Origin of the sequence: Pseudoalteromonas sp. SR44-5, from assembly GCF_014163675.1 — a bacterium.
Lineage (GTDB): Bacteria > Pseudomonadota > Gammaproteobacteria > Enterobacterales > Alteromonadaceae > Pseudoalteromonas > Pseudoalteromonas rhizosphaerae.
This window is the reverse complement of sequence record NZ_JACJDT010000009.1, coordinates 106,404-119,732: the sequence shown is the minus strand read 5'-3', so window position 1 is coordinate 119,732 and position 13,329 is coordinate 106,404. Positions and strand designations below refer to the sequence as shown.

General features: G+C 39.7%; 9 protein-coding genes. 6 read left to right on the top strand and 3 right to left on the bottom strand.

The genetic code is table 11. From position 1 onward, the window contains the following. Positions 1-17: 17 nt before the first annotated feature. Positions 18-824, bottom strand: a complete 807-nt coding sequence (gene xthA, locus H5154_RS07325) for an exodeoxyribonuclease III (RefSeq protein ID WP_182717893.1) — start codon at positions 822-824, stop codon at positions 18-20. Between the two features lie 248 nt (positions 825-1,072). Here xthA and H5154_RS07320 point away from each other — a divergent pair, with 248 nt between their 5' ends. The 3 genes from H5154_RS07320 (at position 1,073) to rluB (ending at position 3,130) form a co-directional block, all read left to right on the top strand. Further along, positions 1,073-1,504 (top strand): exonuclease III, encoded by a 432-nt coding sequence (locus H5154_RS07320; RefSeq protein ID WP_182717892.1) that lies wholly within the window; start codon positions 1,073-1,075, stop codon positions 1,502-1,504. A 169-nt stretch (positions 1,505-1,673) separates the two neighbouring features. Continuing rightward, a complete protein-coding gene (scpB, locus tag H5154_RS07315) occupies positions 1,674-2,264 on the top strand; it encodes an SMC-Scp complex subunit ScpB (protein WP_182717891.1) in 591 nt (196 codons plus the stop codon). Further along, positions 2,261-3,130 (top strand): 23S rRNA pseudouridine(2605) synthase RluB, encoded by an 870-nt coding sequence (gene rluB, locus H5154_RS07310; protein WP_145233749.1) that lies wholly within the window; start codon positions 2,261-2,263, stop codon positions 3,128-3,130. The genes scpB and rluB overlap by 4 nt, the downstream gene beginning before the upstream one ends. Positions 3,131-3,351: 221 nt before the next feature. Here rluB and H5154_RS07305 read toward each other — a convergent pair whose 3' ends face one another. Continuing rightward, complete coding sequence (locus H5154_RS07305; RefSeq protein ID WP_149981190.1) at positions 3,352-4,098, bottom strand: YciK family oxidoreductase; 747 nt, start codon at positions 4,096-4,098, stop codon at positions 3,352-3,354. 250 nt (positions 4,099-4,348) lie between these two features. Here H5154_RS07305 and H5154_RS07300 point away from each other — a divergent pair, with 250 nt between their 5' ends. Further along, positions 4,349-6,754 carry a VolA/Pla-1 family phospholipase gene (locus H5154_RS07300; RefSeq protein ID WP_182717890.1) on the top strand — a complete coding sequence of 802 codons (2,406 nt, stop codon included), beginning with the start codon at positions 4,349-4,351 and terminating at the stop codon, positions 6,752-6,754. A gap of 96 nt (positions 6,755-6,850) precedes the next feature. Beyond that, the gene (gene sohB, locus H5154_RS07295; protein ID WP_182717889.1) at positions 6,851-7,867 is read left to right on the top strand and encodes a protease SohB; all 1,017 of its coding nucleotides are present in this window, start codon (positions 6,851-6,853) and stop codon (positions 7,865-7,867) included. Positions 7,868-7,937: 70 nt separating this feature from the next. On the opposite strand, the gene H5154_RS07290 is transcribed toward sohB, so the two are convergent. Continuing rightward, entirely contained in the window at positions 7,938-9,269 is a 1,332-nt protein-coding gene (locus tag H5154_RS07290; RefSeq protein WP_182717888.1) for a dicarboxylate/amino acid:cation symporter, read from the bottom strand. A gap of 205 nt (positions 9,270-9,474) precedes the next feature. Here H5154_RS07290 and H5154_RS07285 point away from each other — a divergent pair, with 205 nt between their 5' ends. Further along, positions 9,475-13,149, top strand: a complete 3,675-nt coding sequence (locus tag H5154_RS07285; protein ID WP_182717887.1) for an Ig-like domain-containing protein — start codon at positions 9,475-9,477, stop codon at positions 13,147-13,149. The last annotated feature ends 180 nt before the right edge of the window (positions 13,150-13,329 follow it).

Sequence of the window (13,329 nt, the reverse complement as noted above, 5' to 3'; positions counted from 1 at the left end):
TAGCTTATCCATTAGCGTTAACTAAAGGTTGACCATATTGGCGCATGATCTGATGGCTTTTCAATACCACGTAATTCATAGTCAATTCCCGCTTCAATACAACGAGCAGCCAAAGTTGGAGTCGCTAGGATAACGTCAATGCGTAGACCACGATTATCATCAAAGCCTCGAGAGCGATAATCAAACCAAGAGTACTGTTCGCTTGTGTCTGGGTGAAGTTCACGGAAGGTGTCTGTAAAGCCCCAATCTAGCAAGGTTGCAAGCCATTGACGTTCTTCAGGCTGGAATGAACATTTGCCAGTTTTTAACCAACGCTTGCGATTAACCTCACCAATGCCAATATCAAGATCAGTAGGAGAAATATTGATGTCGCCCATGACAATGACATCCTCGTCGTTACTGTGGTGGCTTTGTAAGTGAGTCATTAGATCACGGTAGAACTGTCGCTTATACGGAAATTTTGTTTCATGAGTAATGTTATCGCCTTGTGGAAAATAGCCATTCATTACGGTTAGATCACGGCCATTTTCTTGGCTAACAGTGACGCTGATCATGCGCTTTTGTGATTCATCAGTATCTGTTGTGAATCCTTTAACCACAGACTTAGGTTCAGTTTTGCATAACATGGCTACGCCATAATGTGCTTTTTGACCATGAAAATAAACGTGGTAACCCATATTTTGAACATCTTCGAGTGGGAAAGCTTCATCATGTACTTTTATTTCTTGTAAGCCGATTATATCAGGCTGATGTTTATCTATGATTGCTTGTAATTGGTGCAGACGAGCTCTCAGCCCGTTAATGTTAAATGAAATTACTTTCATGGCTTGACCTTTAATTAGAGTTATCTTTTTGCAGATTATGGCAAATTCTACCATCAATTAGCGTATGGTACATGCGCTTATTTATAATAATAAGCCGCTCAATTGTTGAACAAAGTATGAATTTTGATTAAACATTGTTAACGCTTTTTTAAATAAAAAATTAAATAGATAATTCGTTTGATTTGTAAACTTTGGTCTATATAATGCGCAAAAATTGCTCACAATATAACTCCACTTAAAGGTAAATCATGAAACTACAATTATTAGCATTATTCGTCGCAGCGACTGCTTTCTCTGAGACTGCTAGTGCAGCACATTATTATAATGCTGATCATAAAATTGAATCTAAATTATGCTCAATCAGTGCTAACGAAGGATTTACTGCAGCACGCAAAGTTGCAGCCCAGCACGGGGTGTATTTATCACGTTATTCAAAAAGTATTTTGTGTAATGGTGATGATATTCGTGATATTGCAAAAAAAGTGGATGATAAAGTTCGCCAAGAAAAAGTAATTGAACTGTTTGCTAAAAACTCACAGGCAGAAACACAGCTATGTATTACTGCCTTGAAGCAAGGTTTGGCTCCAGTGAAAGAAAAAATAGCAAACTTAAACTCATTGATTTGTAATGGTGAAGTGGTTACTGAGTTTGTGAAACGCTATCAAGGTGCGACAATTTGATTAAAAATGTAACGCACTAGCTCGTTTATCTAAAATAGCAGCGCTTTAATCGCTGCTATTTTACATTTTTATAGAATAACTTTTCCAACCTTTGTATTGATCTGGCATAATAGCGCGCTGAATATACGTCAACGTCTTGGTGCCTATGGTGACAAAATCTGCTACGAAAATGGCTACGAAACGAATCAGTGATGAGCAGCTTGTTGAGATCATTGAAGCGGCGATTTTTGTTGCGGGAAAACCAGTCAGTAAACGGCATTTAAAAGACACCGTATTAACTGAGTTAAGTGTGTCTATGGCACGTATTAACCTCGCGATTGAACAGATCCAAATTCATTATCAAACCCGTGGTATTCGCTTAGTTGAAGTCGGTAGTGGATTTAGATTTCAGGCGTGTGCCAGCTTAGCCCCTTGGTTAAATAACCTTTGGCAAGAACGGGCGCCTAAATATTCCCGTGCACTATTAGAAACTCTTTCGCTTATTGCTTATCGTCAGCCGATAACTCGGGGCGAGATAGAGCAAGTACGTGGAGTGACCGTAGGCTCAACTATTATTAAAAGTCTGCTCGAGCGTGAGTGGATACATGTTGTTGGTCATAAAGAGGTGCCAGGTAGGCCCGCTTTATATGCCACAACCAAACAATTTTTAGATTATTTTTCGTTAACAGGTTTAGATAACTTACCGCCACTGCCAAAACAGCAGCAAAGTAAAATTGACCAGTTATTGAGTGATCCTTCTGTGAGAGAACTATCCGAATGAGTATACAAGGTGAAAAGTTACAAAAAGTCTTAGCAAGAGCGGGCGTAGGTTCGCGACGTGAGATGGAAAAATACATTGATGCAAATCGTGTCAGTGTTAATGGTAAAGTAGCAAAGCTGGGTGATCGTGTTGAAGAAACCGACCAGATCCGTGTTGATGGCCATACGGTAAAAATTGAAGAAAAAGCTGAACGTATCTGTCGCGTTGTTATGTATAACAAACCTGAAGGTGAGTTATGTACACGTAAAGATCCTGAAGGACGTAGAACGGTATTTGACCGCCTGCCGCGCGTTGATGGTGAACGTTGGATTGCTGTTGGTCGTTTAGATATAAATACAGCAGGTTTAATGTTGTTCACCAATGATGGTGAGCTTGCTAATCGCTTAATGCACCCAAGTTACGAAGTAGAGCGTGAATATTCAGCACGTGTATTTGGTGAAGTAACAGCAGAAACTATCAAAAATTTAACCAAAGGGGTTGAGCTTGAAGATGGTATGGCAAAATTTCTTACTATTAAACCACTGGGCGGCGAAGGTATTAACCGCTGGTATAATGTAACGCTGACTGAAGGGCGTAACCGTGAAGTTCGTCGTTTATGGCAGTCTCAAGACGTTGAGGTTTCTCGCCTTATTCGTATTCGTTATGGTAAGTTAGAGCTCGATAAACGTCTACCACAAGGTGGTTGGGCTGAGCTAGATTTAGAGACTGTAAATTACTTACGTAAAACAGTTAAGCTTGGCCGTGAAACGCAAACAAAATTATCTGTTATGCCTGAAAAACGCAAAGATAAACGCGCTAAAATTAATCAAATTCGTAAAGCAGTCAAAAAACATAATAATCGCGTTAAACAAACTAAACGCCGTTAATATCTGCCTTGCATTAAAAAAGCCGCTAATTAGCGGCTTTTTTATGTTTAGTACTTGGTTTATACCAATCGACTTAAATATTTAACCATTCTAGCAGGCTAAATAAATCGCTAACTGCGTTAGGGATTTTTTATGTAGAACAATTACATGTCAAAATTCCTGCCTTGTTATCACTGTATTTATCTGTCGCTATAAATGCTCAGTACTTAACACGACTGGTATTATTTCTTTGTTTGCGCGTCTAATGATTGACCATTGACGTCTTTTGAATCATCACTCATTAAGTATAAATAAGTTGGCATTAAGTCTTCAGGGCAGGCTAGTTTATCGCGATCTTCGCCTGGATAGACACTGGCACGCATAGCTGTGTGGGTGGCGCCGGGATTAATACAATTTATCCGGATATTCGTTTTACCTACTTCACATGCCCATGTTTGCATCATTCCTTCAACTGCAAATTTTGAAATGGCATACGCGCCCCAAAACTCACGGCCTTGGCGACCAACCCCAGAAGAGGTGAAAATAATTGAAGCACTTGGAGATTTACGTAAAACTGGAAACATATATTTTGTGATCATCGCTTGAGCGGTAACATTCACTTTTATGATGTTATCAAACGTTGATGAACAAAAATGCTCAAGTGGACCCAGTGAGCCAATTATTCCTGCATTATTGAGCAAGCCATCTAGTTTACCAAATTGCTGTTCGATGGTAGCGCCTAAATCACGAAAGTTTTGTTTGCTTGCACCTTTTAAATCCATCGGTACAATGGCAGGTTTTGGCCCGCCAACGGCAATGATTTCATCGTATACCGCTTCCAGTTTGCTGGTGGTTTTACCCAATAATATAACCGTTGCGCCATGTTTGGCATAAGTTATTGCAGCCACTCGGCCAATGCCGTCACCTGCACCAGTTACTAAGATCACTTTGTCTTGTAGGGCATTATCAGCCGCTTTATAGGTTTGCATAATAAAGGTCCAAAAAATCAATTTGATTGATTTTAACATAGCAAAACACCAAGTTATCGAATTTATTGCAAAATAAGGTGGCGAAATTTGAAACTTTACGTTAACTTTAACTGGTCTAATGTCTTATTAATAACCTAATTACATTATTTTAACTAAATATTACGCGAAAACTTAAAAGAATTAGTAACAAAATTAGCTACACTTATTTATCAACACACATAAAAAAAAGATTACGTGCGGAGCAAACAATATGAAAAAAATGCTACTCTCACTTGCAATTACAGCTGCTCTAGCTGGTTGCGGCGGCGGTGAAACGTTAGAAGATGTTAAAAATGATACACCACCAGTTATTCCATCAGCTACAGTGAAGTTTGATCCCGCAAATGGGGTTATTTCAGTACCAAATGATTTATTAATGAGTGGTACAAAAGATGGCACTATAAATATCCCCGGTGAGTTGAGTGCTAATGGTGTATCAGTGCCAAGAAGCGCCTATGCTAACCCGTCACTGGCACTAGGTGCACTTGATGGCTGGTCTAGCCAAGTTCCTTATAAAGTAGATCTTACCTTTCCTGCGAATGTTAGCCTTGATGAAAGTTCGGCTGGTGCGCCGGGATCTGTGCGTATTTTTGAAGTTGTTATGGGCGCTAGTTTAACAGATGCAGATTGCGCAGCGGTACCCGCTGGAGCAGGATGTAAATTATTAGGTGAATTAACCTTTGGCGTTGATTTCATCACTAAAGCAAGTGGTAATGCGGTTGCTATTATTCCATTAAAACCGTTTAAAGCTGGCAGCTCGTACATTAATGTGCTGACGACAGAGCTTAAAGACTCATTAGGGCGTTCAATCCAGCCATCTTCAACCTACGGATTAGTAAAACAGGAAGCCCCATTAGTAACTGAATCGCAACTCGCGCTGCAGGGCGTGGTAAATAGCTATGAAAATGTACTTATTTCAGGCGGCACGATCACTAAAGATGAGATTATATATTCAGCAGCGATGACCATTCAATCTGTAGGTCCAGTGCTTGGTACTATTAAAAAATTGCTAGCAGCGAGCTTACAAAATCCAGCCTTGCCAACGCCAATGGTTCAAATTCCTGAACAACCAATGTTAACGGTTGAGCAAGTCTTTGCTTCACAAGGTATTACGGGACTTTCGCCAGCATTTGCAGGTGTTCAATATCAAAAAGGCAGCGTTACATTACCCATGTATTTATCTCAGCCTGAAGGAAAAGAAATTTCAGATTTAGCTGCTACATACTGGCAAGGCATGTGCGATAACGCAGTTGCAGTATTAGGGTATAAAGCAGCTGAAGGAGAAAACTTTCCGACAGCTCCAGTTAGTGTCAGCGATGGCACTTGCTCAGCATTAAGTGATGGACGATTACGTGATTTAGGACTAGATACAACAAGACATCTAACTAAATACAACTCAATCCCTAAAGTGCAAAGCCAGCAAGAAGTACCTGTTCAGATAACAAAACCTATTTTGCCTGTAATAAATTTTATCAGAACACAAAGTCTTGGTATGTCTGCACTTGAAATGCCTGCGGGTGGTTGGCCTGTGGTGATTATGCAGCACGGTATTACTTCTAAAAAAGAAGACATGTTGGCATTAACGGCTAGTTTAGCCATTCAAGGCTTTGCAACAGTTGCCATTGATCACCCGGTTCATGGTGAGCGTGGTATCGACGTGGATGATGATGGTATAGATGATTTTAATGCCTCAACTGGCTCTGTTTTGGCGTATATGAACTTGCAATCATTACTCGTTGCGCGCGACAATTTAAGACAGTCTGCGGCCGACTTACTAGGCCTGCGTTTAGGCTTAAACTTGACTAACGATACGTCATTGAATACACAAGACGTGTCATTTATAGGTCATTCATTAGGAGCTGTAGTAGCACCCGCTTTTATAGCACAAGCTAATACGCCACTCGATGAACAAGTTGATGGATTGTTCAAAGTGAACACTGTTGCTCTTGCCAGTGGTGGTGGTGGTATCGCCAGTTTCTTATTAGAGTCAGCGTCTTTTGGGCCATTTGTACAAGGCTCTGTTTTATTGGCCGCAGGTACGGCAGAATCAGCTGAATTTGCGACTTACTTACAAACTGATGCAGTATCTAATTGTGGTGTGTTTGCCGAAAACCAGCAAGCATATGTAAGTTGTGCTTATCCTGAATATATAACTTCATTAACTGTTGCAGGTGAAACGGCTAAAACGGCCAAGATCCAAGGTGTAATGACACAATTTGCATTTGCTGCACAAACGGTCCTTGATAGTGGAGATCCAACAAACTATGCGACCAGTTTGAATGCTCTTGGCACACCAGTTTATATGAATGTCGTGGTTGGTGATGGTGCAGGTAATCTTCCTGACCAAGTTATTCCACCAACAACCGTCAATAACCCAATTGCAGGGTCGCTAACACTTGCTAGATTAATGGGGCTTTCTACTGTGGCGACTACACAAGGGCCAAATGCTGAGCCTAGCAGTTATTTAGTTAAGTTTACAGATGGTGGTCACAGCTCGGTATTATCGCCACAAGCGAGTGCTGCAGTGACAACTGAAATGCAATTACAGATTGCAACTTATTTAGTAACTCGAGGTCGTGCATTATCTATTCAAAATACCGAGATTGTCACTGATTAACTTTCTAGAGTATTAAAATAAATGAAAAGCCACTGAAAAGTGGCTTTTTTTTGTTTGAATGGTAAATTAGACGAAATTTTTGTTTGGAGAATACGATTGGAATTTCTATATGAGTACGGGCTGTTTCTAGCTAAAACGGCAACGTTTGTGATTGCCGCCGCTGCAGTAATATTAATTAGTGTCGCTGCAGCGATAAAGCCTAAAAGTAAAAAAGGTGAGATTGAGATTGATGATATTTCTGAGCAGTTAGATGATTTGAAAAATGATTTTATTGCAAGCACCTTATCTAAAAAAGCATTAAAAGCGCACCATAAAGCCCAAAAGAATGATGCTAAAAAAAGCACTGATGAACAGTCGAAACCACGATTATATGTACTTGATTTTAATGGTAGTATGGATGCCCATGAAGTCGATAGTTTACGTGAAGAAATTACCGCAATTGTTGCAATTGCCGATCCTAAGCAAGACAAAGTGTTGGTTAGGCTAGAAAGTGGTGGCGGTGTAGTTCATGGCTATGGACTTGCTGCTTCCCAGCTACAACGCATTAAAAATAGAGGTATTCACCTTACGGTTGCGATTGATAAAGTTGCTGCCAGTGGTGGTTACATGATGGCCTGTGTCGCTGATGAAATTGTTGCCGCACCGTTTGCTATCGTTGGCTCTATTGGTGTGATAGCACAAATTCCAAATTTTAATAAAATTCTGAAGAAAAACGATGTTGATTTTGAACAAATCACTGCGGGTGAGTTTAAACGTACCCTAACTTTATTTGGTGAAAATACAGATAAAGCACGGGAGAAGTTTAAAGAAGAAATAGAGCAAACCCATGGCTTATTCAAACAGTTTGTTAGCAGTCAACGGCCAAGTTTAGATATTAACTTAGTGGCAACAGGTGAGCACTGGTTTGCGACTCAAGCGCTTGAAAAAGGTCTAGTCGATACCATAGAAACCAGTGATGACACATTACTTAAGTATCAAGATGAGCGACAAATATATAAAATTAAATATAAAGTTAAAAAGAGCTTAAGCGACAAGCTTGCTATCGGGTTGAGTAACACTGTTAACAAAACCGGTATATCATTATTGTCTCGTTTAAAAGGGCTAAACCCATAAAGGTTTCCGTTATTAAATGATAAAAAAACCCGCAAATTTGCGGGTTTTTTTCATTTATACACGGACAACTTTAGTCAGTTGATTTGTGATAATCCTCTAAGTCTTTGGCTGCATTTGGGTCGTTAAATACTGCCTCATCTAGTTCACCTTCAGATTTAGCAACCACACATGTCACCATACAATCGCCTGTGACATTGACCGCCGTACGAGTCATATCAAGTAACCTATCAACGCCAATAATGATGGCAATGCCCTCAACAGGTAAACCAACTTGATTCAGGACCATGGCAAGCATGATCAAGCCTACGCCAGGAACACCAGCGGTGCCTACAGACGCTAAAGTGGCGGTTAAAATTACCATTAAGTAATCTGAAATCGTTAAATCAACACTGAATACTTGTGCAATAAATACCGTAGCCACACCTTGCATGATTGCTGTACCGTCCATGTTAATAGTGGCACCGAGTGGAATTGTAAATGACGCAACTGAATTCTTTGCCCCTAATTTTTTAGTGGCTGTTTCAAGTGTAATAGGCATTGTTGCACTTGAGCTTGAAGTGCTAAATGCGAATAAACAGGCATGTTTCATTTTTTTCAAAAAGATAATTGGGTTTAATCCAGTTAAAAACTTCAGTAGCAAAGTGTAATTAATGAAGGCATGGAAAAATAGTGCAGCCACCACAACACCAAAATATTTAGCTAAGCTGACTATCAAGTTCAACTCGATAGTAGTGAATAGCTTCGCCATTAAGCAGAACACCCCATAAGGAGCCACATTCATTAATAAGGTAACTAACTTTAAGATCACGGTGTTTAAATCTTCAAAAACAACCGCTACTCGTTTACCAGCACTGCCGCCAAGAGCCATTGCAATACCAAATAGCAATGCGAATACAATTACTTGTAACATATTGCCGCTTGCCATGGCATCAATTGGATTGGTTGGGAACATGCCAATGATTACTTGTGCAAGAGTGGGTGCTTCTTTTGCGCTATAAGTCGCTTCAGAAGGTAAGTTAATCCCTTCCCCTGGATTAACTAATAATGCCAAGGTAATCGCAACCGTAATTGCAATTGCGGTAGTAATAAGATAAAGAGCGATTGATTTACCGCCTAAACGGCCTAATTTTTTCGGGTCACTTAAGCTACATGTACCACAAACAAGTGATACAAATACCAGCGGTACAACTAACATTTTCAAACTGGCGATAAATATTTGTCCACCAATATGAAATAAACCATCAACAAAAAAGCTCTTAATTGGCAAAGAGAATAATCCAAGTGGGATTAGATAATCGTCTTCGCCAGCTAATATTGCTTGGAAAATGAAGCCTACAGCAACCCCCAGAAACATACCTATCATGATACGGGTGGTTAAACTCATTGAACGGATTTTTGACATAGTAACAATCTATTTTTTATAAATTTACCATAGCCTACCAGCATGCAGATTTTTATACAGAAAAAATCGATAAATATGAAAAAAAAATATGGATCAAAAAAACAACAAAAAACAAATAAAAGTTGTGATTTTCAAGCGTGTTATAGGTTAATATTGAGTAAATGTATTCTTTAAATAATTAATAACAAACGCTAGGGAGAGGGCAATGCCTTTAATGCGATGGCTCAGTGTCATACTGTTGAGTTTTTTTATCACCGCGTGTGGTGGCGGTGGAACACTTGAAAAGGACGGTGGAACAATTGATGATGGTACTACTGCTGATCCCATTTATACCTTATCTGTTCAGGGTTACGTAAAAGCAAGCGATGAAACTATTAATGCAGTAACCGAAGCTGATCCGATAGATATAAAGATAACTCTATTAAAAAATAATGAGCCGGCAAGTGGGCAAAGAATCACTTTTATCTTGGCTGATAATATAGGTGCTGTAAATTTAAATTCTGCACTTACCAATAGCGAAGGGATAGCCACTGTTGAGCTTTCAGCTGGACTACAAGCAGGCGCTGGTGAGATAACGGCGACTTACACCGGCAATGACATCAATGTTAATAGCAGTTTTGCTTTTACATCTACGGGTGGGCAAGGAGAAAGTAACCAAGGTGCATTTACACTTAGTTTGAAAGGACTATCTCAATTAACTGCAGAGCCTACTAATACAGTTACTACTTTGAATAGTCTGGATTTACAAGCAACATTAAAGCAACAAGGAGAGCCTTTATCGAATGTTAGAATCACTTTTAATCTAGCTGACAATATAGGTGAAATAACGCCTTCTTCTGGAACGGCTTTAACTAACAACCTTGGTATAGCAACGGTTGAATTATCCGCTGGTGATGTCATCGGAGCTGGAGAAGCAACAGCAACGTATACTCATAATGGGGAAACAATAACTTCACAACCATTTAGCTTTGAGACCCTCATAGACGCAAGTGCCTCAGCAGATTTGGTTGTTACTTTACTTTCATCAGATAACACCGCAACACGAAACGTTACTTTTTCAGAACCATCAGTAGCTCAAGCTAAATTGCTATTAAATCAACAGCCGGCGGCCTTTAAGCTAATACAGTTTAATGTGTCAGGTTTTGGTATTCTAAACCCTTCAAATGGTACCGCTATGACCAACAGCGAAGGTATTGCTAAACTTGATTTACTTACAGGTTCTGAAGCGGGAGCAGGTAACATTTCTGCTAGTTATCTTTCTGAGTCGCAGCAAGTTATTAATTCGAATGCTTATACTTATACTGCTGCGGGTGATGCTCCAGTTCAAGGCGTGTCAGAAGACTTTAATGTCAATTTAAGCCTTACTTCATCTGTAAACTTATCTGACACGAATGAAATTAATGCACAGCAGAGCGGTATTATCAAAGCAAGAGTTACAGACTCAAATGGTGACCCCGTAGTCAATAGAGTGGTGAGTTTTACCTCGACGCTTGGTAGTTTACTGCCAAGCTCGGGCACTGCACTTACAAATCAAGATGGTGTCGCTACGCTCAATATCACGACAGGAACTATTGAAGGGGCGGGGCTTATAACAGCCCAATATGAAGCTGTAGAGTCTTCCATTGGCTTTTATACTCGGGGGGATGCGATAGACCCAAATCAAAATAATGCTGATATCGCTTTTAAAATTTTGATTAATTGCCAATCTGATTTTAGAACGACGCGAGACCCTAACTTATGCGAGGAAACAACGAGCATATCGGGCGAAGATGCAGCAATCGTGTTTATTGAATTAACAAAGCAAGGATCAACAACGCCATTAGCACAAACTCTTGTAACTGCAACGACGACTATTGGCGCTATTTCACCAAGCACTGGTACTGCTATATCAAATGAGAATGGTATCGCACTATTGGACCTTGTGCCTGGAAGGGATGTAGGTGCAGGCGAGATAACAGTTACTGTTCTTCAAAGCTCTATAAAAAAAGCATTTCAAATATCAGCAGTAGATGTTGATGTTAGTATCAATAGTTCTTTGGCAGAATCAGAAGTTTTATCAGCAGGTTCAACCGCTTTAATCTCAGTAAACCTGAGCAAAAATGGAGAAACCTTCGTTTCTCCATTATCTGTTGAGTTTACATCAGGTTGTGTTGATGCAGGCCTAGCTGTTATAGATGCCAGTGTGACTAGTATCGGTGGTGTTGCGCGTTCAACATATAGAGCACAAGGTTGTGTTGGCGCTGACTTAATAACAGCAACAGTTATTACTGGTGGTAATACTGTTTCTGCTTCTACGGTAGTGAACGTCTCTGCTGCAAATGTTGGCTCTTTAGAGTTTTTAGATGTATCTGAACCAGTTATTGCGCTTAAAGGTACCGGCGGCGCAAACAGAAAAGAAACCTCTGTTGTTCGCTTTAGGTTAATTGACGAAAATGGCAATGTACTCCCAGCTCGAACTGTAAACTTTAAGTTAGCAACGGAAGTCGGTGGATTGAAGTTAGGTCAGTTATCAGGTTTCACTGATGCTGATGGTGTAGTACAAACTGTTGTGCAATCAGGAGTAGTGCCAACGCCAGTCAAAGTGATAGCTTCCAGTGAGCAAAACGTTGATGGTGAGAATGTAATTGTAACAGCACCATCTGATGTTTTAGTGGTCAGCACTGGTATTGCTGACCAAAATAGTTTTTCACTATCTCGTTCGCAATTTAATGTGCATGGTTTAAATGTTGATGGCACTGAAGTCGATGTTAATGTTCGCTTAGCTGACCATTTTAACAATCCAGTGCCCGATGGAACTGCGGTTAGTTTTATTACCGAAGGTGGGGTTATTGAGCCCAGTTGTACTACATCTAACGGGGGATGTTCAGTTAAGTGGCGTAGTAGCAACCCACGACCGTTTGCTGAGTTTATAGTTGAGGGCGGAATTACTCGCAGCTTTTACGGAAATACTATCGCAGATAAATGCGATAGTGGACTACCATGTCCGCTTGGTATTAAAAATAATGATAATACAGCGTTTGACTTACCTTTAGGCGGGAGAGCAACGGTACTCGCTTATGCTATAGGTGAAGAAACATTTTCTGATTTAAATGGCAATGGTTATTTTGATGAAGAAGACTTCTTTGATGATCTTTTTGATAAGCCAGAAGCCTTTATTGATAATAATGAAGATGGAACATTTGGTGGAAAAAATTGTGAAACCGCAGCTGAACTGTGCTCTGCGGCTAATTCTGCAGGGGATGAACTTGAGGAATTTATAGATTTTGATGGCAATGCCCAGTGGACTCAACAAAATGGTTTATACAATGGCTTATTGTGTCGCCCAGAAGATGATGCAGCAGGTATATGTACACGAGAAATGATAAATGTATTTCAAAATCAAGAGATCGTAATGTCGAGTGATAACGCTCTCTTTAGATTGGTAACATATGCCGACGAATGTACTGATGTACAAGGCGTAACTGCTACAGAAGTACATGTTAATAGTGACATAAATAGTAACTTAGTACGTAAGGTACAAAATGATTTAACTAGCCAAAAAATGTGTCAAATAACTGAAGTGGATTTAACGTCAGCTACCGGCCAAGAGAGTATTAATTTGACCGTGTTTATTGCTGATATATTTAATAATCCATTGCCTGTAGGTACAGGAGTAACCATATTAACGGATAATGGTGTACTCAGTGGCGAGCCAGAAAATTATGCCTTCCCGAATACAACGAGTCGAGTTCCGGTTAGCTTATCATTTGCGCTTGGTCGTGAGCCTGCAGATAATCGCAATGATATCACAAGTGGCTTTTTAGAAATTAAAACAACAGCACCATCAGGATTAGTTTCATCTTTATCAGTATCAGTTAGAGATGATCCAAAAGTACCTTAAGATTGTTTAGTTTTAAAAAATGCCAACCATAAGGTTGGCATTTTTGTTGCTATTCTATATATTCCACTGCAAATACCTTAAAACACCGTTTTGTCTAAATTAACGACAATAATTGTTTAATTATTCATTAAAAGCAGAAAAGTTTGTATTAAAAGCTTGTAACAATTGGTGTTTGTAGAT